23 protein-coding genes are annotated in these 20,467 nt (G+C 64.5%); 9 read left to right on the plus strand and 14 right to left on the minus strand.

Annotated features, from left to right (window positions below; all coding sequences use genetic code 11):
• The first annotated feature begins 92 nt into the window (after positions 1-92).
• Positions 93-809, plus strand: coding sequence for a YwaF family protein (locus D6M19_RS05785; protein ID WP_123024484.1), 717 nt, complete (start codon positions 93-95; stop codon positions 807-809).
• Between the two features lie 41 nt (positions 810-850).
• Here D6M19_RS05785 and D6M19_RS05790 read toward each other — a convergent pair whose 3' ends face one another.
• Entirely contained in the window at positions 851-1,591 is a 741-nt protein-coding gene (locus D6M19_RS05790) for an SDR family NAD(P)-dependent oxidoreductase (RefSeq protein ID WP_123024238.1), read from the minus strand.
• Between the two features lie 113 nt (positions 1,592-1,704).
• Here D6M19_RS05790 and D6M19_RS05795 point away from each other — a divergent pair, with 113 nt between their 5' ends.
• Complete coding sequence (locus D6M19_RS05795; protein ID WP_164478347.1) at positions 1,705-2,310, plus strand: TetR/AcrR family transcriptional regulator; 606 nt, start codon at positions 1,705-1,707, stop codon at positions 2,308-2,310.
• 24 nt (positions 2,311-2,334) lie between these two features.
• Here the strand turns inward: D6M19_RS05795 and D6M19_RS05800 are convergent, their stop codons facing one another.
• Positions 2,335-3,507, minus strand: a complete 1,173-nt coding sequence (locus D6M19_RS05800) for a spirocyclase AveC family protein (RefSeq protein WP_123024240.1) — start codon at positions 3,505-3,507, stop codon at positions 2,335-2,337.
• Between the two features lie 101 nt (positions 3,508-3,608).
• Between D6M19_RS05800 and D6M19_RS05805 the strand changes: the two genes are divergently transcribed.
• Entirely contained in the window at positions 3,609-4,211 is a 603-nt protein-coding gene (locus D6M19_RS05805; RefSeq protein WP_123024241.1) for a TetR/AcrR family transcriptional regulator, read from the plus strand.
• Between the two features lie 12 nt (positions 4,212-4,223).
• On the opposite strand, the gene D6M19_RS05810 is transcribed toward D6M19_RS05805, so the two are convergent.
• Positions 4,224-5,033, minus strand: a complete 810-nt coding sequence (locus D6M19_RS05810; RefSeq protein ID WP_123024242.1) for an SDR family oxidoreductase — start codon at positions 5,031-5,033, stop codon at positions 4,224-4,226.
• Between the two features lie 192 nt (positions 5,034-5,225).
• Between D6M19_RS05810 and D6M19_RS05815 the strand changes: the two genes are divergently transcribed.
• Entirely contained in the window at positions 5,226-6,533 is a 1,308-nt protein-coding gene (locus D6M19_RS05815) for a hydroxyacid-oxoacid transhydrogenase (RefSeq protein ID WP_123024243.1), read from the plus strand.
• Between the two features lie 36 nt (positions 6,534-6,569).
• Positions 6,570-6,854 (plus strand): hypothetical protein, encoded by a 285-nt coding sequence (locus D6M19_RS05820; protein ID WP_123024244.1) that lies wholly within the window; start codon positions 6,570-6,572, stop codon positions 6,852-6,854.
• Between the two features lie 4 nt (positions 6,855-6,858).
• On the opposite strand, the gene D6M19_RS05825 is transcribed toward D6M19_RS05820, so the two are convergent.
• The 6 genes from D6M19_RS05825 to D6M19_RS05850 all read right to left on the minus strand — a co-directional run bounded on the left by D6M19_RS05825 (position 6,859) and on the right by D6M19_RS05850 (position 12,496).
• The gene (locus D6M19_RS05825; RefSeq protein WP_123024245.1) at positions 6,859-9,108 is read right to left on the minus strand and encodes an ATP-binding cassette domain-containing protein; all 2,250 of its coding nucleotides are present in this window, start codon (positions 9,106-9,108) and stop codon (positions 6,859-6,861) included.
• 14 nt (positions 9,109-9,122) lie between these two features.
• A complete protein-coding gene (locus D6M19_RS05830; protein WP_123024246.1) occupies positions 9,123-9,611 on the minus strand; it encodes a universal stress protein in 489 nt (162 codons plus the stop codon).
• Positions 9,612-9,685: 74 nt separating this feature from the next.
• On the minus strand, positions 9,686-9,952 hold the full coding sequence (locus D6M19_RS05835; RefSeq protein ID WP_123024247.1) for a YdeI/OmpD-associated family protein: 267 nt from the start codon (positions 9,950-9,952) through the stop codon (positions 9,686-9,688).
• Positions 9,949-10,776, minus strand: a complete 828-nt coding sequence (locus tag D6M19_RS05840) for a hypothetical protein (RefSeq protein WP_123024248.1) — start codon at positions 10,774-10,776, stop codon at positions 9,949-9,951. The genes D6M19_RS05835 and D6M19_RS05840 overlap by 4 nt, the downstream gene beginning before the upstream one ends.
• Before the next feature lie 308 nt (positions 10,777-11,084).
• The gene (locus tag D6M19_RS05845) at positions 11,085-11,909 is read right to left on the minus strand and encodes a hypothetical protein (protein WP_123024249.1); all 825 of its coding nucleotides are present in this window, start codon (positions 11,907-11,909) and stop codon (positions 11,085-11,087) included.
• Positions 11,906-12,496: a TetR/AcrR family transcriptional regulator gene (locus D6M19_RS05850; RefSeq protein ID WP_123024485.1), complete on the minus strand. Its 591-nt coding sequence runs from the start codon at positions 12,494-12,496 to the stop codon at positions 11,906-11,908. Before D6M19_RS05850 ends, D6M19_RS05845 begins: the two co-directional genes overlap by 4 nt.
• Before the next feature lie 87 nt (positions 12,497-12,583).
• Here D6M19_RS05850 and D6M19_RS05855 point away from each other — a divergent pair, with 87 nt between their 5' ends.
• On the plus strand, positions 12,584-13,654 hold the full coding sequence (locus D6M19_RS05855; RefSeq protein WP_123024250.1) for a threonine aldolase family protein: 1,071 nt from the start codon (positions 12,584-12,586) through the stop codon (positions 13,652-13,654).
• Here the strand turns inward: D6M19_RS05855 and D6M19_RS05860 are convergent.
• Both D6M19_RS05860 and D6M19_RS05865 read right to left on the minus strand, forming a co-directional pair.
• The gene (locus D6M19_RS05860) at positions 13,651-13,977 is read right to left on the minus strand and encodes an SDR family NAD(P)-dependent oxidoreductase (RefSeq protein ID WP_123024251.1); all 327 of its coding nucleotides are present in this window, start codon (positions 13,975-13,977) and stop codon (positions 13,651-13,653) included. The two genes, D6M19_RS05855 and D6M19_RS05860, sit on opposite strands and share 4 nt — an antisense overlap.
• A 52-nt stretch (positions 13,978-14,029) precedes the next feature.
• On the minus strand, positions 14,030-15,322 hold the full coding sequence (locus tag D6M19_RS05865) for a wax ester/triacylglycerol synthase domain-containing protein (protein ID WP_234834717.1): 1,293 nt from the start codon (positions 15,320-15,322) through the stop codon (positions 14,030-14,032).
• 68 nt (positions 15,323-15,390) lie between these two features.
• Between D6M19_RS05865 and D6M19_RS05870 the strand changes: the two genes are divergently transcribed.
• On the plus strand, positions 15,391-16,902 hold the full coding sequence (locus tag D6M19_RS05870; protein WP_123024252.1) for an adenylate/guanylate cyclase domain-containing protein: 1,512 nt from the start codon (positions 15,391-15,393) through the stop codon (positions 16,900-16,902).
• 18 nt (positions 16,903-16,920) lie between these two features.
• On the opposite strand, the gene D6M19_RS34155 is transcribed toward D6M19_RS05870, so the two are convergent.
• Positions 16,921-17,076 carry a DUF6131 family protein gene (locus D6M19_RS34155; RefSeq protein WP_164478348.1) on the minus strand — a complete coding sequence of 52 codons (156 nt, stop codon included), beginning with the start codon at positions 17,074-17,076 and terminating at the stop codon, positions 16,921-16,923.
• A gap of 129 nt (positions 17,077-17,205) precedes the next feature.
• Between D6M19_RS34155 and D6M19_RS05875 the strand changes: the two genes are divergently transcribed.
• Positions 17,206-17,874 (plus strand): response regulator transcription factor, encoded by a 669-nt coding sequence (locus D6M19_RS05875; RefSeq protein ID WP_123024253.1) that lies wholly within the window; start codon positions 17,206-17,208, stop codon positions 17,872-17,874.
• A 451-nt stretch (positions 17,875-18,325) separates the two neighbouring features.
• Entirely contained in the window at positions 18,326-19,021 is a 696-nt protein-coding gene (locus D6M19_RS05880; RefSeq protein WP_123024487.1) for an Ntn hydrolase family protein, read from the plus strand.
• A gap of 35 nt (positions 19,022-19,056) precedes the next feature.
• Here the strand turns inward: D6M19_RS05880 and D6M19_RS05885 are convergent, their stop codons facing one another.
• Entirely contained in the window at positions 19,057-19,458 is a 402-nt protein-coding gene (locus tag D6M19_RS05885) for an STAS domain-containing protein (RefSeq protein ID WP_123024254.1), read from the minus strand.
• Between the two features lie 157 nt (positions 19,459-19,615).
• A complete protein-coding gene (locus D6M19_RS05890; RefSeq protein ID WP_123024255.1) occupies positions 19,616-20,419 on the minus strand; it encodes a transglutaminase-like domain-containing protein in 804 nt (267 codons plus the stop codon).
• Positions 20,420-20,467 lie beyond the last annotated feature (48 nt).

Raw genomic sequence — 20,467 nt, forward strand, 5'->3', positions numbered from 1 at the left:
CCCGCGTTGCCCCCCCGACATTCCCGTTCGTAATCTCAGTGACGGTGGGTGCCGCCTGCCATCATTGTCGATGAACCAGGGAGTTGATCGAGCTGATCTCTGCAGAGCGGGAATTCACGGCCTACGGCCCATCGCACATGGTTGTGCTCGCGGTGTTCGCGATCGGCGCGGCGGTCCTGATCTGGATCGGACGCCGCCAGTCTGAGGCGCAGGCCCGAATCGTCGGCCGGGGCTTCGCACTTCTCATCGTCGCAGCGTTCATCGTGGCGCTCGTTTACAAGTTGATTCGGCCCCACCTCGACACGTCGGTCCCGCTGCAGCTGTGCGATGTCGCGGAGCTCATCGCGGCGTATGCGTTGTGGTCGCAACGGCACTGGGCCTTTGTGCTGGCCTATTACTGGGGCCTGGTGCTGAGCTCGCAGGCGTTGATCACGCCGGACATCGGCACGCCAGAAGAAGGCGCACCTGATTTCCCCCATCATCTCTTCATCACGTTCTTCACGCTTCACGTGCTCGTCGTGTGGGCGGCCATCTATCTGACGTGGGGGCGTGGCAAGCGCCCGCGATGGCGCGACTACCGTTTCGCGATCGTGGTCACCCTCGTTTGGGCGGCCTTCACCTTCACCTTCAACGCGATCACCGGAACCAACTACGGCTACCTGAACAGGAAGCCCCCCACCGCGTCGGTGCTTGACGTTTTGGGTCCGTGGCCTGTGTATTTGCTGGCCGAGATCGCAATCGTTCTCGTTGTGTGGGCCCTGATGACGTGGCCATGGGAGCGGGCGCGGCGAAAAGCCGAGACCAGCTGACCGGAGACTGCGCTGCCGCGCTTGCGTGGATGGCCGGCCCGCTAGCCGGCGCCTTTGCCGTTGTCGACCCGGTAGACCGCTCCGTGAACGGCGACGGCGTCGTCGCTTGCTAGGAAGGCGATCACCTTGGCGACATCGAGCGGTTGCATCATGCCGCGGGGCGAGGCCGTGCGCATGATCAGGTCGAAGTCGGCGCCCGCCGGTGCGGTGAACTGCTCGAGTTGGGGTGTCAGCATTCCTCCGGGGCACACGGCGTTGACGCGTAGGCGATCGGCGGTGTACTCGACGGCGAGCGCACGCGTGAGCCCGATCAGCCCGTGCTTCGCCGCGCAATACCCGGCTGAGTAAGCCTGCCCCTCGACGCCGGCGACCGAACCGACATTCACGATGGCGCCACCCCGTGCGAGCAGATGGGGTAGTGCTGCCCTGCAGAGGTAAAACGGTCCGTTCAGATTGACCGCGAGGTCTTCTGCCCAGTCCTCGTCTGTCACGGCTTCGGTTCGGCGCATCTGGTGCCGTCCTGCGATGTTTATCAGCGCGTCGAGTTGACCGAACTGTGCAACGCAGCGCTCGACCGCGTCACGACAGGCTGACGCCGAACCCACGTCCAGCGATCTGTACGCACCGGTTTCCACATCGGCGAACACCTCGGCCAGCCGGTCGGAGTCTCTGGCTATGCCGAAAACCGTTGCACCCTTCCGGGAAAACAGCCGTACAGTTTCAGCGCCCAGTCCAGAAGAGGCACCGGTGATCAACGCGACTTTGTCGCGTAGCGAAGACATACCAGCTTATATACCTGCTCGGCCGATCCGCGCGACGACCGCGCTGCGATAGCTTCATATTCGCGCATGTCAGAAGCTCCGATGGCGGCATAGGGAAGTGATACCTTCCGATCGTGGACGACCAGGCCCGTCAACACGCCGTCGACGTCGCATTGGCCTTGCTGGCAGACCAGGGGTTCGACGCCACATCGATGGCGCAGATCGCTGAGGCGACCGGGATCCCGGCCGACGACGTCGTGCGCACCCTGGGTACCAAAGAGGCGATCATTTTGAAGGTCGCCGAGGACATGCTCGGCTCCGTGGTCAAAGCCCTTGCCGATATCGATCCGCAAACGCCGTTGGTGGAAGCGTTGATGTCGGCTCACTCCACGGTGCTCGCCGACATCATCGCCGACACCGGTCCGGTCAAGCTGGACCGCATGCGTCGCATGGGCAAGGCGATCACGTCGTCGACTGATCTGCAGAAAAAGGTGGCGGCTCAACGTGTCGAAATGCTCACCGGCGTGCTCGCGGACCGCTTCGGAGCACCGGCGACGGATAAGCGGGTGCAGTCGGGGCTGAGGCTGTGGTCCGCCGTGCTGGCGGCAACCTACCTGGACGTGCTGGACAGGCACGGCCGCTTCGATCCCCTCGTCGATGTGGAGTCGCCAGAGTACATGCGCGGCAGGCTCAATCGGGCCTTCCGCATCGTCACTGGCCGTGGAACAAGGCTCACGTGACGCTCGGTTGATCCGGTCAGAAACTCAGTTTCCTCGTTGGAAGGGCACGGTCTGCGGAGGTTGCGCGCCATCGGGGAGAACGAGTTGGCCGTCGACGTTTATGTAGCCGGACCGCTTGGTGGGTATCGGCAGCGCGGGATCGGGGCATGGTACGTCGGTTCCGTCGCCGCAGATTCCGCCATTGAAGTATGAGCGCTTCAGGTGATCCTCGGGCCAGGGGTCGGCATGCATGGCGATCCATTGCGCGGGAACGTTGTAGAAGAAAAAGAAGCATCCGCTGACCGCGGCGAAGATCGCCAGGAAGCGGGTGAACTGCTGCCTCACGAAACCACCCCGGACGTTGTCCAGTCCTCGTTCGACGATCGTGCGGCCACGGTCGTCGGTGAAGTAGCGCAGACAGCACATTGCGGCCTGCACGCCGCCCCACATCAACCCCTCGTAGATCGGCCACTGGTGGTAAGTGCCCGCGAAGACGGAAACGGAGCGAATCGCTCCGGGATACGTGTAGAGCCCGAACGGCAGCATGAAGCCGGCTTCCATCACGAAGTCGAGCACGAACGTGAACGCGTAGGTGACCAGGATCAGCCGAAGGTTGCTGATGTTGGGCCAGCGCGCCTTGATCTTGCGCATTACCCAGCATCCGAAGATCGTGATGACCAGCACGCCCGCCGCGTAGCCGGGCGCATTGATCAAGAGCGGTTCGGCGACCTGGCGGCCCGGTTCCTCGGGTGACACCCACCCCGGGATGTCCGACGACCACGAACCGCGGTTCCAGAGCCAGGTGTTGTACGTGCACCACGTGTTGAAGTAGTTGAGCAGCGGGTCCTGAAAGAACATCAGGCCCATCGACACCAGCAGCATGCCGTCGAGCGTGATTCTCCGCTCGCGACGCCAGGGCCTGACGATGAACCACCAGATCGCGATCGGCAACAGGACGCACATGAGGATGCCGTTGAACGTGAGGAACGCCTTCATGTACATCGGCGGGTCGGTTGGCCCGCCCGGCACACGCTCGAAGTAGGGCCCGCTGATCCACCGGATCCATACGTACAACTGGAGCACCAGCAGTGCGCCACCGACGGCGGCCCAGATCGTTACCGGTCTGACCTTCGCTTGAACGTCGGCGTCGAGCGTCAACGCGCCACCGAGGGACTCCGTCTGTACGGGCGCCTTCTTCTTGTTCGACAGATCGCTCACGGCACTCTCATTCGACGACTCCGGACACCTGACGACGTCAAGATACCATTCGGTATCTGGGCATCCAATAGGGTTCTAGGATTCTGTGGCAGAATCACCGCATGGTCGAGCAATGGACGCGAGAGCGGCGCCTCGAGCGCACGCGTTCACTGCTGCTGGATGCCGCCGAGGAGGTGTTCGCCGAAAAAGGCTTCACGGCAGCAAGTCTCGATGACATCGCGCGTGCGGCGGGTTACACGAAGGGCGCCATCTACAAGCATTTCGCTACCAAGGAGGATTTCTTCCTGGCGGTGAGCGACCGGTACTGGCGGCGCTACTTCGACAATTTCGCCGAAGTGTTGTCGGCCGCAAACGAAGTGGGGGCACCCGAACTCGACGCCATTGCCCAGCGGTGGCGCCAGCTGAGCATCGACCGCGGAGCCGAGCACGCCGCCCTGGGCCACGAGTTCACCCTCTACCTGCTCCGCAACCCCGACGCCAGGGAACGGGTGGCCGCGAAGAGATCAGAGGTCGTCGACGAATTGGCGAAGTTCATCGTCCGAGGCATCGACCGGATGGGCGGGTCGCTGCTCATTCCGCCGTTGACGTTCGCCCAGGTGCTCGTCGCCACCAGCGACTCGGTGGTGTTGGGCAGTCAACTCGACGACGTCGACCTGTATCGGCCGATCGTTGAGATGTACGTGTCGGCCATCAAACTGCCGTGAGTTCCGGACTGACTAACCCGAGGTCCCGGACGCCGTAGTGGCGATGCCGCCGTCGACGGGGATGATCGCGCCTGTGAGATAGGAACCCGCCCGGCTCGCCAGGAATACCGCGATGCCTGCCATATCGTCGTCGCGGCCGATACGGCGAAGCGGCGCTGACGCCGCGATCGAGTCGCCGAAGGCATCGAGTGTCGCGGCCATCATCTTCGATCGAAACGGTCCCGGCGCAACGGCGTTGACCGTGATGTGTTGTGGCCCCAGCTCGCGGGCGAGCACCCGCGTCAGCTGGTGCAGAGCCGCCTTGCTGGCGGCATACGAATAGATCGGCAATCGACTGACATGGATGCCGTCGATGCTTCCGACGTTGATGACCCGGGCTGGGTCATCGGCCGTCCCTGCTTGACGCAGAGCCGGCAACAGCGCCTGGACGAGCCAAAACGGCGACTTCAGGTTGAGGTCGAGCACCTTGTCCCACGCCGAGTCGGGGAAGCTCTCCAATGGCTCGCCCCAGGTCGCGCCGGCATTGTTCACGAGAATCTGCAGGCCGTCTGTGTCGGCGGTGACCAGGTCGGCGAGCCTGATGCACTCCTCGTGTCGAGAGAGGTCCGCAGGGATCGCCCTGACATCGCCGAACTGCGCAAGGTGCTGCTGGGCATCTGCGCAGGCGTCAGCCTTGCGCGAGCTGATCACCACCCGGGCGCCCGCCTGCAGCAACCCCCGCGCCATCATCAAACCGATTCCCCTGGTGCCACCGGTGACGAGCGCATCCTTGCCGGTGAGATCGAAAAGCTGCGCGTGAGTGCTGATTTGGTCATCTGTCATTCGGCTGCCTGCCTGTGCATTCGGGATCACCGATAAGTGCTGTGTCTGCGGCGTGCCCTACGCAGAGCCCTCCCAGTCTAGGAGCGGCGTGCCTGCGACCGATCGAATACCCAGGGACTGGGGGATGCCCGCTTCGGCGTCTGCGGTAACCATGGCCAGTTATAGGCTGATCGGCAGGCAATGGGAGGCTCAATGAGCTGCTGTCACTATCAGCCCACCGGTGATGGACTGGAAACGGCGTTCACGGTTGATGCATCGAGGATCACCTTCGGTCGAGGCTGCCTCGAAGAGCTCGGCGACCGCGCGTCGGCCCTCGGCATGACCAGGGTGGCGTTGTTCTCCGATGCCGGGGTGGCCGCGCTCGAGGTGTTCGACACGGCACACCGTTCCCTGCGCGCGGCGGGCATCGACATCATTGAATACACCGACGTCCACGTTGAACCCACCGACGAATCGTTCACGCGCGCTGCGGCGTTCGCGTCGGAGGCCGAGCCCGATGGGTATGTGTCCGTCGGCGGCGGCTCGGTGATCGACACCGCAAAGGCAGCCAATCTGTACGCCACCCACCCCGCTGACTTCCTGTCCTACGTCAATGCTCCGATCGGTGGTGGAGCGCCGGTGCCGGGCCCGCTGAAACCGCACATCGCCTGCCCGACGACGTCGGGAACCGGTAGTGAGGTGACCGGTATCGCCATCTTCGACCTGCTGTCCATGACGGCCAAGACCGGCATCGCTTCCCCCGCGCTACGCCCGACCGAAGCACTCGTCGACCCTGACTGCACAGACACTCTGCCCGCTCAGGTTGTCGCCTGCTCAGGGCTTGACGTGCTGTCTCACGCGTTGGAATCGTTCACCGCGCGGCCGTTTGTCCGCAGGGGCGCCCCCGATCGGCCCAGCCTTCGACCGATGAGTCAGGGCGCAAACCCCTGGAGTGACCTGGGAAGTCGCGAAGCCATGCGGTTGCTGGGCAGCTATTTGGAGCGAGCCGTCAGCGACGCCTCGGACCGCGAAGCGCGCGAGGAGACCATGTGGGCCGCCACCCTCGCCGGCATCGCATTCGGCAATGCGGGCGTACACATCCCGCACGCCATGGCCTACGCGGTGGCCGGGCAGGTGCGCGGGTTTCATCCCGACGGTTACCCCGGATCGGCACCCTTGGTTCCCCACGGCATGTCGGTGATCCTCAACGCTCCCTCGGTGTTCCGTCTCACCGCGTCCACCAACCCGCAGCGTCACATCGAGGCGGCTCACCATCTCGGCGCCGACGTCAGCGACGCCGGCCAGCACGAGGCAGGCGCTGTTCTCGCCGAGCATCTCGTTGGAATCATGCGCGCGGTCGGCATGCCCAACGGGTTGTCTGCCGTGGGGTACGGGGAAGCTGATTGGGCCAGGCTGGCCGACGGCGCCTGGCCTCAGCAGCGGCTGCTGCAGAATGCGCCGATCGAGAGCGACAAGGCATCGCTGGCACAATTGTTCGAGGGTGCTGTCCGCTATTGGTGAGTTCTCGGTATCGCCGGTGATCGAGGAGGGGAATTGATGCTTGCCGAACTGGGGCGTAGGGCAGATGCCGCGTTGACGCGAGGCACCGACGCCGCACATGAGGCCGCCCATGCCACTGTTCTCCACCTGCGCAGAATCGTCGGCGCGGTATCCGTGGCGCTCACCCGCGTCACGAAAGAAACTCGAGACTTGGCCTGGAACTACCAGGATGTGGCGGCCGACTTACGTCGGCCCAGCGAGGAACGGACGCAGGCAGGCCGGGACGAGCCTCCCCAGGAGAACGTGCGGCCCTCGCTGCGGGTGGTTGGTTCCGAAGAGTAAACCCCTACGCGTCGGGCTTCCGTCGAAGTCTCCACCGCACGAAACCGGCGAAAAGCAGGGCCAACACCGCAAGCATCGCAATGTCGAACAACCACGCCGATGCGCTGTGCTGCCAATGCGAATCCTGAATAACGGCAACAAGATTCGTCAAGTCCACCGTCGAGGCCATGGCCGAGACACCCCACCTCGCGGGGGTGAAAGCGGCTATCGCCTCGAGTACCGGACGACCCGTTATCGGGACGAAGCTGCCTGCGAACACAAGCTGAGCCACGCACGCGACCGCCAGTAGCGGGATGTATTGATTGCTGCTGCGGGACACCGCCGATATCGCGAGCCCGAGAACCGCCGCCACCGCGGCCGTCGCCGCCACGTCGACGAACAACTCGAGCAAGGGACTGCCGAGCACCGCGGCCGTCGACGGCGCGCGTTTTCCGATCCCGGGTGCCGTCACCACGATCACCAGAAGCGCCGACTGGATCACCGCGATGGCGCCGAACACCATGATCTTGGCCAATAGGTACGCCGACGGTGAGAGGCCCGCCGCCTGCTCGTGACGGAAGATCGCCCGCTCGCCGATCAGGTCGCGAACCGACACCGTCAACCCCATCAATATCGCCGCGAAGCTGAGCAGCACGATGAGCTGCCGCGGCTCGAACGGCGCGGATGCGTCTGCCGGCGGTTTGGTGAAGCCGGCGTGACCGCCCACCGCCAGCGGTAGCAGGCCGACGATGAGCGGCGCCAACACGAGAAAGACGAGATAGCGGCGGTCGGCGAGGACCAGGTGAATCTGGCGCTGTGCGACCGCCGACACCTGGCGCCAGAAGCTTGTGCGGGATTTCCTTCCCACCGGCAAGGGCTGCACCGGCGCAGGAGCAGGGGCAGCGTCCGGCGCCGGTCCGTGGCGTTCGTAGTAACGGCGTTGCGCCCCATCCGGATCGGTGACGATGTCGTTGTAGATGTCGGCCCAATCCTTCGAGCCCATCGCCTCGGCGATGTCGCCCGGTGGCCCGCAGTACGCGGTCTTGCCGCCGGGCGCCAGCAGCAGAACCTGATCGCACATGTCGACGAATCGCAACGAGTGCGTCACCACCACGATCACCCGACCGGCATCGGCGAGCCTGCGCAGCATCGTCATCACCTGCCGGTCCAGCGCGGGATCCAGGCCGGTGGTGGGTTCGTCCAGCGCCAGCAGCGACGGCTCGGTCAGCAACTCCATCGCGACCGATACCCGCTTTCGCTGCCCACCCGAAAGGTTGTCGACGCGTGCGCCGGCGTGCTCGGTCATTTCCAGCTCTTCGAGAACCCGCGAGATCACCTGTTGCCGTTCGTGTTTGGTGGTGTCGGGTGGCATTCTCAGTTTCGCCGCGATGTCCAGCGCCTGGGCGACGGTGAGCCCACGGTGCACCACATCGTCCTGTGGCACCATGCCGATTCGGCCGCGGATCGACGCGTACTCGGCGTGCAGGTCGCGCCCGTCGAAGGTCACCGCACCGCCCGTCGGCTTCCACACCCCGACGATGACCTTCAGCAGCGTGGACTTGCCCGAGCCGGAGGGGCCGATCACCGCGGTCAGCGCGCCAGGCCGGCAAGTGAGGGACACCCGATCCAGCAACCGCACCTCGCCGTCATCGAGGGTCAGGGCGACGTCGCGCGCCTCCAGACCGCCTGCCGTCGTGGCAGGCTCGGCCCGGCGGACGAGATCACCGTCGGTGAAGACGAAGTCGAGGTTGCCGATCGTGACGACGTCGTTCTCCTGAAGCGTCTTGGCCTTGATCCGCTCGCCGTTGACGAACGTGCCGTTGACGCTGTTGGCGTCCTGGATCTGCATGCCCGACGGCGTCGCCACCAACCGGGCGTGGTGCCGTGACGCCAGCGCGTCGGAGATACCGATGTCGTTGTCGGCGGCACGTCCGATGGTGATCGGCCGTGTCGGCCGCTTCGTCTCCACCGTCGGACGTTCATCGGGGGGCGGACCGAGTTCGAACGTCAGCCGAGGCCCCTCCGGGTTTCCGAGGTTGACGTCCACGCCATCGCGCACGGGCGCCGTCGTGACCCGCTTGGCCCCGACGAACATGCCGTTGAGGCTCTCGTTGTCGATCGCGGTCCACTGCCCGTCGATGCACCTCAGGATCACGTGTGCCCGGGAGATCGCCGGGTGCAGGACACGAAGGTCCGCGCGGACGTCGCGTCCGACGATCACGTCGCGCCCCGGCGGGAACGTGCGCCGGACTTCACCGCAGCTGACGGTGATCATCGGCCGGTGCGGCCCTAGTCGGCGGTGTGGACGATCAAGATGTCGATTCGCGCTCTGCGGGCGACCTCGGCGGGCACCGAGCCCAGCAGTCTTCCGGCGACGGAGTCAAGGCCAACGTCGCCGACGACGAGCAGGTCCGCGTTCACCTCTTGGACGAACTTCACCAGTGCAGGGACCGGCGCACCGCCGATCGCGTGCTCCTCGACGATGTCAGCGCCCGCGGCTCTGGCTTTGTCCTTGGCCTCTCGAAGGATCCCGTACACGGGCGCATTGCCGTGCAACATGTAGCCCTCGCTGCCAAGGGAGTCCGCGGCGCGGGGATCAGCCACGTGATCGCGAGACGGTACTCGCGACCACCCGCCCTTCTCGACGGTCTCCACGTGCGCGCTCGCGATGATCAGCTTGGCGTTCTCCCCGACGGCAACCTCCGCCGCGCGTACCACCGCGCGCATGGACGAATCCGAGCCATCGGTCCCGACTACCACGGTCCGATATCCGTCCACGTCGACTCCTCCTCGGTCACGACGACTTATGAGACGGTAACGCCGGCTGATCGACTACGGAAGGAATTCGGCCGTTACTTGCCGTTGCGCTCGCGGTGCTTACAGCCCGGCCAACAGCACGGCCTGCGCATGCCCTCCTCCAGTTCCTCCTGGGTCCGGCGGATGCGACGCTCCCGCGTCTTCTCCTGCTTGGCGTCTTCGACCCAACAGATGAACTCGTTGCGCGCCAACGGCGTGATGTCCTTCCACGCGGCAAGTGCAGGGGAGTTGCCGATCAGTGCTTCTCGCAGGTCTGCCGGCAACGTGTGTACGACGCCGCCGGGCACTCGCTGGCTGCTCACGGGGTCAGGGTAGTCGCAGATCGTTCCTGGGCACCTCGATCGTTGCCCATCGTCGCCGCAAGTCCGCGGAGTCGGTGTTCGCACGCTTCGAGTACACCGAGATCCACATCCGCGGCTCCCGGCTTGCCGTTGTGGTACTCGAACGGGTTGTCGATGTCGCGGATCATCGCAATTGCGTAGACCAGCAGGTAAGTGATCAGCCCGACTACCAACAGCGTGGGTGCGAGCTGTCCGACCGCAGTGATCAGCAGGAGCACCAGGATCATCAATCCGGTGACTTCGGCGATCAGGTACCCGGCCGAGACGTACGACGTGCGGCGAATGGTGTCCATCCTGATCACTACCCTGCGAATGTTGGCCTGTTCGCCCTTCAGCCGAGTCGTGAAGCCGGCCTGAATCTTGGGAGCGAAAACACTGAACAGCGGATTGAGCCGACGAAGGAGTCCGAGTACATCATCGAAACCATCATCGCCCAAAAGCCATTGGCGGATCGAGGCCCCGATATCTGCCAATAGCGACACGCACTGACAGGCCTCGGGAAGCTTGAGTTCCTCGCCCATTATCAGACATTCGTCGGCGATCGAGTCCAGGCTGCCCACCGCCTCGCCGGGAAGCCGTTCGGCCTCCTTGAAGTCGGCGGCGGTCCCGCTCAGGATGAATCCGACGATGAAGACTTCGGCGGCGATGACGCCGGCGAGCAGCGGGCTGAGCTCGAGGTGTTTGAGCGGACTCAGGTCGTACAACCACTTGAGCATGACCATGGCGGCGGCCACCGGGAGCACCTGAAGAAGCAGCCGGGGGTTGCCACGAAATAGCTTCGTCATGCCAAAAGGGTGCGCCGTGTCGCTTCATTTTGGCGTGGTTTCGCACGCGCGAAGTCTGCCGCCTTGCCGCGGAATCGAGCTATTTTGGGGCCACAATCGCAATCCGGCCAACCTAATCGCCACGGTCGCCGAGCAGCAGCTACAGGTCGGCCCGCCACTGTGGAGGTGGCGGGCCGACTACAGCTCGCTGCTGAACTGCAAGAGTCACGGACCATTTGGACTCCGCAAAGCACATTAAGGAGAGACGGGGGGAAGAGAAATCGGGTGTTTCCCTACATTTTCACCCGTCCGCGCGGCCGAGCCTGTGTTCAGGGGTGGGCGGCAAGGAACGTTTCGGTCGGTAGACCGGCCGTCAGCTCCTCGACGTCGAAAGGCCGATCCAGCATGCCGCGAAGCTCATCGCGGTCCGTGAGGAGGCTGATCTCGAAAGTCTGCCGGGCAAACAGCCGTCCGATTCGCGGATAGAGACGGCGCATGACCGCCCGCTCCGCGGACGTGCAGCGCGCGGCGCAGTAGCCCACGTGGCCAACTTCGTCTGTGAGGATCTCGCTGTAAAGTCGGTCGATTCGTGCGGCGACTTCCGGCTCGTCGGCGAACAACTCGACGCCGATGCGGCGGAGCTCGTGAAACATGATGCAGCCCGCCATTTCCGACGCCCCCACGAACATGAAACTCGTCCGCTCGGGCAGAAAGACCGCAGTCTTGACGAACTGACGCATCACGAAAGGCGGTGGTACCACCTGGAACGGCAGGCCGAAGATGTCCAGCACGTAGGCGAGTAGCCGGGTGTGGTAGTGCTCCTCGAGTTCCATGTACACCCGTTCGGGTGGCACGTCGTCGCCGCTGTTGTTGCCATAGGTTTCTCCGAGTCCCACGCCGAACCGCTCAGCTTGATTGAGTTTCGCGGTGGCCAAAAGGAACAGCATCCGCCGGTCGACACCGGGCTCGGGGCGGCGGCGGCGCAAGTTCTGAGCGAAGGCGTGCGGGTCGATGCGATGTTTCGAGCGGACGGGATCGGCTTCCAGCCAGCCGAAGAAATCCTCTCGGCTGGCAAGCCGCCGATTCAGCAGGTCGGCGTCGCCGTCGCGGCGCGCCAAGTAGTCGCGGTAGCCGTCGATTCCCGTTGCGTTCATCGTGCCTCCAGTCCTTGACTGATCGTCTTCACATAGCGGTCCAGTAATCCAGTGCGTGCCTCAGCCGCTGCGGTCGTGAGCAAGGCGAACAGGCCGGTCAGGAAGATCACGCCGAGTTCGCCTGGGTCTGCGTCGTCGGCCACCTGCCCGTCGGCCTGTGCGGCCGCGATGGCACCGATGACGTACTCGGCGAGCGGATGATGGTGCAGCTCATCGCCGACAGGACGGGTCGGTGAGAAGTGCAGGCCCAACATATCCCGAAATATCAACGGACCCAACCGCTTCTCGGCATCGAGTACATGTCTGACCAATGCGGCCAGCTGCGCAGGCAAGTCCTTGGGCGTCGTGGCGGAGTGCTCGAGTTCGGCCACGATCATTGCTTCCTCTGAGCGTTCCAGCTCGATGAGGACATGCTCCTTGGTGGGGAAGTGGAAGTAGAACGTCCCCCTCGCCACGCCGGTCTGCGCGGCGATCGCACTGACGTCGGCCCCCGCCAGGCCGGAGCGACCGATCGCGGCCACGGCAGCATCGAACAATCGCGCTCGCGTCTCGAGTCGCTGCGCCTCGCGGACGCCTGTGGGGGGCATGACGGCACCGTACGACACTCGCTGACGACTGTCAATGACGAGTGTCAGCGAAATGGCAGCTGCGGCGCATAACTAGATTGGAGCGTCGTGAGCCCATTGCACGACACCAGCGTCCGCGGTTTCGCGTCCGACAACTACTCGGGTGTGCACCCAGACGTGCTCACCGCGATCGCCGACGCCAATGACGGACACCAGGTCTCCTATGGCGAGGACGCGTACACGGCGCACCTGCAAGAGGTGTGCGCGCAGCACTTCGGTGACGCGGCCCAGATCTTCCCGGTGTTCAACGGCACCGGCGCCAACGTCGTCGGCCTGTTGTCGATGCTGCCCCGCTGGGGTGCGGTGGTCTGCGCGAAGACGGCGCACATCCACGCCGACGAGGGTGGAGCGCCGGAGAAGGCCGCAGGCATCAAGCTGCTGCCGATCGCGACGCCCGACGGCAAGCTCACGCCGGACCTCATCGCCGAGGAAGCCTGGGGGTGGGGCGACGAGCACCGGGCGCAGCCACTCGTCGTCTACATCACCCAGTCGAGTGAGCTCGGCACCGTCTACACGCCCGACGAGATACGGGCGATCACCGACTACGCACACGAACGGGAGATGGGCGTCTTCATGGACGGCGCCCGCTTGTCGAACGCCGCCGCGAGGCTGGACCTGCCGCTGGGCGCCTTCACCACCGACGCGGGCGTCGACGTCGTCACCTTCGGCGGCACGAAGAACGGCGCGCTCGGTGCCGAAGCGATCTTGGTGCTCGACGCCAGGGCTTCGGACGGGCTGATCTATCTGCGCAAGCATCAAATGCAGCTCGCATCGAAGATGCGATTCGTCTCTGCACAGCTGCTCGCACTGCTCGACGGCGACCTCTACCTTCGCAACGCTCGACACGCGAACGCGATGGCCGCGCTGCTGCGTTCGAAGATGGAGGCGGGTATCGCCGACGGCAGCATCCGCGGCGTCGAGTTCACCCAGCGCACGGAGGCGAATGCCGTGTTCGCCCGCTTACCGGCCGGAGTCGCCGACCGGCTGCGCGAGAGCTTCCGGTTCTACGACTGGGACGCGTCCACAGGTGAGGTGCGGTGGGTGTGCAGCTTCGATACCCGATCAGAGGATGTCGATGCGTTCGTGGCCGAGGCTGCTCGGTTGACGTCTTCGGCCTAGGCCGCTGACGCGCCGTGAAGTCCCGGCGAGAAAGCCAATCCGCCCGAAGATCCAGTACGGCCGTCGACGGTCAACGCGATTCGGCCGAGCCGGTCCTCGGTACGCTGAATCACGCGTGCGTACTGTTGTGGATCGGAAAGGTCTGCCGCGATCGCAAAGACCTGATCGGCCGGCTGCCCCAACAGGATTCGTGTAAGCCGAGATGCGTGCTCTGCGGTGATCGCCACGCGGTGACCGCCGGCGAGCAGCTTGCGGGCGCATCGATATCCGGTGTCAGAATCCGCATGGGTGATCAGCACTACGGGCAATTCCTTCATGGACATGACTCCAGGTAAGTCGCGAGCACTGAGATTGGGCTATGCGCGGCTTATGTATTCACTGTTTCGTTGCTGCCGCATGCAATTCGATGTAGGAGTTCTCCATCGCCTCGGCGAGCCGGGTGATATGTGGCAGCGCCTGCGGGTCACCGCACACCCCGATCCCGAAGTCCCCGGCACATGAGATCGCCGAGATGCGAAGTGCGTGATGGGCGCCCGGCTCGGACGACGAGAACAGGTGTTGGACGCGGCGGCCCGCAACGGCGACGGGCGTGGCAGGCCCCGGCACATTCGAAATCGACAGGCTGAACTCGCGTGCGCTGCCCGCGAGTCGGCGGGCGACCGTCTCGACGCGCTTGACCCTGCCGAGCGCGTGAAAGAACTCGTATAGCTCGTCGGCATCGTCGAGGCGCTTGCGTTGCCTGGTCTCTGCGCTGATGCGGTCCAACCGCACCAGTGGGTCGACCTCCCCGATCGGCAGGTCGACGTTGATGAACGAGTCGCGGTTGCCGAGGGCCGATGCCTCCTCAGCGCGGTGATGCAGGCTGACAGGTATCTGGGCGCGGAGGTGGCGCCTTATCGTGTCGTGAGCCGCCAGCCACGTCCGCAGCCCGCCCGCGACGATGCCGAGAAGCACGTCGTTGACCGTCGCCGGTTGTGGGCGTGACGCGCCGATGGCCTTCATGTCGGCGATCGTGGCTCCGGTGAAGGCGAGCTCTCGCGCGATCGTGATCGGCCGGTCGAACGGTGACGGCGAGCCGGGGCGGCCGAGTTCTCGTAGCACCGCGGCGGGCATCCGCCACGCACCGCCACCGGAGGCGGCCGGCTCGGCGGCAAGACTTCGGGGGTTCGTCGGGGCTGGCGCATGCTCGTCGAAGAGCAGCGCTTCCAGGAACCGCACCGCGGCGATGCCGTCGGCCATTGCGTGGTGCAGTCGCGCGGCGATGGCAACGCGACCGTCCTCCAGCGGGCCGATCACGTCGAACGTCCACAGCGGACGGGACCGGTCGAGGTGCTCCGACATCAACCGGCTGACGATCCGCCACAGGTCGGGTTGCGTGGCGCAGTCGGTGTCGGCGCACGCGCGGATGTGATCGTTTATGGCGAAGTCAGCCGACGGCACCCACCGTGGCGGCGATGCGGAGGTGTCCACGCGCTGTGTCGCGCGTGGCTGGGTTGCGAGTCGCTTCAGAACAGTCGCCCGAAGCGATTCGATGTCCAGTGCCTCGGATGCCGGTTCCAGGATCACGAGCTTGAGGGTCTGACCGGTGATCACCGCCGACTCGACGTCAAGTATTCGGACGTCGTCGGGGGAAAGCTGATCGGGATCAGGAATCGCAGATGCCCCCAACAATCGGTCCGCGCTCCAGGGCGACGGTTTGGCCGGTGATGTGTTACGCGGCACTTTAGTGTCGCGGCATGGACCGCATCTGGCAGTGGACGTGGGATCGGTACGCGACGAGGTATATCAGGGCGGTCTGCGTGATCGTATTTCCCATCGCGCTCATGGTCTATCTACCCTTGTCGTTCCTTGTCGTCGCCTTCGAAAAGTCCGGTCGATTCTTCGAGGCGGCGGTCGTGGTCGGTGTTGCCGTGATCGTGCTCGAAGGCGTGATCATCCTGCCCGATCGCCGATGGCTGAGCCCTGCGGAGAAGTGGGCGGCAGGCCGCCCGGTCGATCGAGCGGCGGCCTTGGCGGGGACATACTCCTATGCCAGGTCCGCGGTACCCCGGACGGTGTGGGCGACCGGTGTTTGGGCGGCCGTGTTGTCGGTTGTCGTCGGCACGATCGCAGGGGCAGCGGGACCGCGGCTCATCCAGTACGGGATCCTCGGCGCGGTCGTGGGAACGGGTGCGCAACTGATCGCCTTTCACAACATCATGGAATCCATCCTGCGACCGGTCAGGGCGGCCCTCGCAGGCGACACGGGAATCGGTGATTCCCTGCCGCGGCCGCGCCCGACCTTCGCTGTGCGGTCGAACGTGTCGGTGGTCGCGGTCGCGTTTGTGTTCGCCGTCTTTGGCGTGTCGTTGGGGGCGGTGATCGATCGTGTCGACGCCGTTCCCATCCTCGCTGTCGTGATCGGAGGTGCGTTGGCGATCGGCTTGGCGGTGCCGATCTCCGTCGGCCTTGGGTTTTCCCCGTCGCTGCAACCGATTCGCGACCTCGCCCGAGGAGCCGAACGTGTCGGGGCAGGCGATTACATCGGGCGGCTGCCAGTCGTTCAGGACGACGACCTCGGGGTGCTGGCCGCGTCATTCAACCGGATGCAGGCGGGTTTGGCTGAGCGGCAACGGCTTCAGGCGGCGTTCGGGACCTACGTCGACCCCGGGTTAGCGGCGCGGTTGTTGGAGCAGGGCGATGATGTGTTCACCGGCGAGCGCCGGGAGGTGACGGTGATGTTCGTCGACATCCGTGACTTCACCCCGTTCGCCGAGGCTCATTCGGCCGAGGACACCGTTGGCCGCCTCAACGCGCTGTTCGAGATCGTGGTGCCTGCCGTTGTCGACGCCGGTGGGCATGTCAACAAGTTCCTCGGCGATGGTGCCCTGGCAGTGTTCGGTGCCCCCAACGACGTCGCCGAACACGCCGATGCTGGGGTGGGTGCGGCGCTGCTGATTGATCGCCTGGTCGCTGAGCGCTTCGGTGGTGAGCTTCGGATCGGTATCGGGATCAACACCGGTGTGGTGATCGCGGGCACCATCGGTGGTGGCAGCAAGCTGGAGTTCACGTTGATCGGTGACACCGTCAACGTTGCCGCCCGTGTCGAGCAGTTGACCAAAACCACCGGTGACACAATCCTTCTCACGCAACAAACCATCGACGCGCTGGTATCGCGGCCGACGCCACTCACCGACCGGGGAAGCCATGAGTTGAAGGGCAAGTCGGCCGCGATACAAGTGTTCGCACTCGGTCAAGGGATCACATGACCGAGTGCGACTCAGAACTTAGAAGTAGTGGCGCCGACCACCTACAGCGCGCCCCGTCGAACCGAGGAGCGCCAAGATGACACCCACGACGAGCAGGATGATTCCGATGGTCCACAGAATCGAAATCTTGAGCACGAATCCCGCGATCAGCAGGATGATTCCCAAAATGATCATGGCAGAGCCTTTCTGGTCAGGGCCGCCCTGTGTGCCCGAAGGCGCACATGCCGAGCGATCGCTCGACAAACACCAGTGAACACCCCTAGGGAGGGTGTAACTACACCCCTAGGGAGGTAGTTTGAGGACATGGTTTCGCGCCCGAACAAGCCGATCACCGTCGCCCTCGTCGACGACTACGACGTGGTGGTGATGGGCGTGGCCAACATGTTCGACAAGTACCGTGACCGAATCGTCGTCGCCGAACTCGACTCGAACATGGACGTCGAGGACACCGTCGACATCGTTTTGTACGACTCCTTCGCGCAACCGGAATCGGACCACGAAGAGATCGCCGTGCTGGTCGACAATCCGCGTGCACACCGAGTCGTGGTGTACACCTGGAACTTTCACCCTGACCTCATCGAAAATGCTCGACAACAGGGTGCCCACGGGTACATCTCGAAGACGTTGCCCGCGCGAGAGTTGGTTGCCGCACTGGAGGCGGTGCACGCCGGCGAGACCGTGATCAGCGACGCCCCGCCGCGGGCACGCAGCGCCGTCGGGCTCGATTGGCCCGGCCGGGGCGAAGGGCTCAGCGACCGGGAGTCCGAGATCCTGGCGCTGATCACCCAGGGCAAGAGCAACGCCGAGGTCGCGAAGCTGACCTATCTCAGCCCCAACACGGTGAAGTCATACATCCGCTCGATTTACCGCAAGATCGGAGTCGGCAGCCGGACCCAGGCGGTCCTGTGGGGAGTGGATCACGGCTTCACCCCCGACTACCACCGCATCGAACATTGGCGAGGCGGCCCCTGAGCGGGGTGAACCCCTCCTCTGCTAGGTCCGAACTCGGCGGCGCCGCGGGGTCGGCCCCCATCCAAGCGGCAAAGCCGCTGAATTGAGCGTGCGAACGACGCGTCGCTTGTGGCGGCGGACCGCGCCCGCCGTCAATCCACAAAAGAACCCGAGAACGAAGTATCCGCGCGCGCGTCGCGTATTCCTGTGCACCGCGGATGCCGCGACGAATCCGCCGGTTGCGGCAACAGCTGCGACGACAAGGATCAACGCAACCAGATGTATCGGCCCAAGCGACCCCATATCGCACCTCCGGCGGCCACCATCTGCAATGGGCGGCCTGCCCGATCCAACCACCGTCGTCACCCGGCCCGCGTTGTCGATCGTTGTTCGTGACCAAAGCGAGCGGGAAGCGTTAGCGGTCTGCCGCTTTCCGGGTCGGGAGGCACCCGGCCGTGAGAACATCGCCGAGATGACCGTCGTGCTCGCCCTCCGTTGTGCCAATGGAGTTGTGATGGCGTCAGACTCGCAAATCACCGACGGGGGCAGGGGACTGAGCTACCCGGCGCAGAAGCTCCATTCCCTCGGGTCCCACGCAGCGTGGGGCGGAAGCGGATCGCGTGCGGTGCTCTACGACGTCGAACAGATCTTCAACGCCGAGGCGGACGCGGTCGTCGAGGCCAGAGACATCGGGCACGCACTGCAGGAACGGTTGCTGCCGGTGTTCAAGCGTCACTACGCGAATTTCATCGAGGACGTGCCAGGGCAGAAGTCGGCTGGAACACCCGCCACCTACGTTCTGGCCGCCGGCTACGCCGGGGACGTACCGTTCATCGTCGATCTCGACCCGAACGGGTTGGTCGGGCATTACGAGGAGGTCGGCTTCCAAGCCGTCGGCAGCGGTTCGGCGATGGCCCAGCAGGCGCACGCGTTGTTGAGCCACTTCCGAATGACCGAGCGGGATGTGGAATACGGGGTGGTGGCGGCGTTGCGCGTGCTCGACGCGCTGGATGCGACTTCGCCAAGTGTGGGTGCTCCGATGGATATCTGTCGTATCACCCCGGACGGCGCTCGACACTTCAACCCTGACGAGGTCGAGGATGTCAGCGCCAAGGTGAAACGGTGGGTCGAGCTCGAAGGTCAGGCTCTGGACCAACTTTTCGACTAATTCTCGAGCATAGCTAGAAGGGGAAGTTCTGCGCCCTAGGGACGGTCGTCCCGGCGAACCGCACGCAAAGCATCATCGAGGGTCGGATATAGCGCCAGGACGGCGTCGATTCCGAGCAGCGTGATCGGCCTGCGCGTAGTGACCCCTTCTGCAACCACTGCGAATCGTACGGCCATCGCATCCGCTGCCTGCTGGGCCGTGACCAGCACGCTCATCCCGACCGACGCAAGAAAAGTCACCTCGGTGAGGTCAATGACGAGTGTGGTCGCGGATTTCCCAAGCGCCTCGCAGATCGCGCGGCTGAGATGCGGTGCGGTGACTATGTCAACCTCGCCGATGACAGACAACACCACCTCCCAGTGCCGCCAACTTTCGGCAATCTCGAAGCCGTGACGGTGTGTGGTGGATTGAGCCGGCTCGCAGAAGTGTTCGACCATTTGAACCCTCCCTGAACTTTCGAGGATGTTCGGTCGTCGAGCAGTCGCTCGAGTTCACCCAGTCAACACCCCTAAGGAGGGCGCTGTTACACCCCTAGGGAGGTACTTGACGCGAACGTCGTCCCGCCATAAAGGGCTTGCTCACCCGAGTGGGCGCCTACTGGATCGACACCAGCTGATCGAGGGCGTCTCTTGGCAAGTCGCCATCAGACGTCGCCGTGACTGTCATGTTCGTCAGGTTGATCGAACCCTTGTGGTTGTCCAGGAAGGCGGTATCAGCGGCGTCACGCCCGGTGGCGATGCGGACTAGGGTCTGGCGCGGTGCGAGGCACGTCGCGTCGACCACCCGCCAATGCCCGTCGACGAAGGCCTCGGCCACCGCGTGGAAGTCCATCGGTGATAGGCCGGGCGCGTAGACGGAGACGAGGCGCGCGGGCACGTTGACCGCGCGCAGCAGCGCGACCACCAGGTGCGCGTAGTCACGGCACACGCCGTTGCCCGCAAGAAGGGTATCCACCGCGCCGTCAATTGGATCGCTCGAGCCAGGAACGTAGTTGAGCCGGGTGCCCACCCACGACGACACCTCCGCCAACAAAGTTGCCGAGTCGGCATGGGCGCCGAATTCCGTTGTGGCGAAACCGTAGAACTTGTCAGCCTCGGCATAGCGGCTGGGCCACAGGTACATCGACAAGTCATAGTCGGATACCGGCGCCGGCGTCGTTTGGCCGACGATAGTCGCTTCGTACCGGACTTCGAGGTGGCCGACATGCGCGTCGAACTTGTGAATGCGGTTGCCGTGCAGGCCGCTGATCTCCCGAGCCTCGATCGGTCGCCCGTTCAGCACGAATGACAACATCTCAAAGACTTCCGCCTCGGGATGTGGCGCAACGGCGATCTGGAAATCCAAGGTCGTGTCCGCGTCTATGCTCACGTCGAGTGCCGCGCTGACTTGCCGTTTCATTGTGTTGACCCTATCTGGGCGCGGCCGCCGTCGCGCACTTCGACCGCC

It is taken from the genome of Mycolicibacterium stellerae, assembly GCF_003719305.1.
GTDB lineage: Bacteria > Actinomycetota > Actinomycetes > Mycobacteriales > Mycobacteriaceae > Mycobacterium > Mycobacterium stellerae.

Bases quoted from the DNA above. Each gene is read 5' to 3' on its own strand.
- D6M19_RS05790 (WP_123024238.1), bottom strand. From the start codon at position 1,591: ATGTCTTCGCTACGCGACAAAGTCGCGTTGATCACCGGTGCCTCTTCT.
- D6M19_RS05805 (WP_123024241.1), top strand. From the start codon at position 3,609: ATGGTCGAGCAATGGACGCGAGAGCGGCGCCTCGAGCGCACGCGTTCA.
- D6M19_RS05810 (WP_123024242.1), bottom strand. From the start codon at position 5,033: ATGACAGATGACCAAATCAGCACTCACGCGCAGCTTTTCGATCTCACC.
- D6M19_RS05815 (WP_123024243.1), top strand. From the start codon at position 5,226: ATGAGCTGCTGTCACTATCAGCCCACCGGTGATGGACTGGAAACGGCG.
- D6M19_RS05820 (WP_123024244.1), top strand. From the start codon at position 6,570: ATGCTTGCCGAACTGGGGCGTAGGGCAGATGCCGCGTTGACGCGAGGC.
- D6M19_RS05825 (WP_123024245.1), bottom strand. From the start codon at position 9,108: ATGATCACCGTCAGCTGCGGTGAAGTCCGGCGCACGTTCCCGCCGGGG.
- D6M19_RS05840 (WP_123024248.1), bottom strand. From the start codon at position 10,776: ATGACGAAGCTATTTCGTGGCAACCCCCGGCTGCTTCTTCAGGTGCTC.
- D6M19_RS05845 (WP_123024249.1), bottom strand. From the start codon at position 11,909: ATGAACGCAACGGGAATCGACGGCTACCGCGACTACTTGGCGCGCCGC.
- D6M19_RS05850 (WP_123024485.1), bottom strand. From the start codon at position 12,496: ATGCCCCCCACAGGCGTCCGCGAGGCGCAGCGACTCGAGACGCGAGCG.
- D6M19_RS05860 (WP_123024251.1), bottom strand. From the start codon at position 13,977: ATGTCCATGAAGGAATTGCCCGTAGTGCTGATCACCCATGCGGATTCT.
- D6M19_RS05870 (WP_123024252.1), top strand. From the start codon at position 15,391: ATGGACCGCATCTGGCAGTGGACGTGGGATCGGTACGCGACGAGGTAT.
- D6M19_RS34155 (WP_164478348.1), bottom strand. From the start codon at position 17,076: ATGATCATTTTGGGAATCATCCTGCTGATCGCGGGATTCGTGCTCAAG.
- D6M19_RS05875 (WP_123024253.1), top strand. From the start codon at position 17,206: ATGGTTTCGCGCCCGAACAAGCCGATCACCGTCGCCCTCGTCGACGAC.
- D6M19_RS05880 (WP_123024487.1), top strand. From the start codon at position 18,326: ATGACCGTCGTGCTCGCCCTCCGTTGTGCCAATGGAGTTGTGATGGCG.
- D6M19_RS05885 (WP_123024254.1), bottom strand. From the start codon at position 19,458: ATGGTCGAACACTTCTGCGAGCCGGCTCAATCCACCACACACCGTCAC.
- D6M19_RS05890 (WP_123024255.1), bottom strand. From the start codon at position 20,419: ATGAAACGGCAAGTCAGCGCGGCACTCGACGTGAGCATAGACGCGGAC.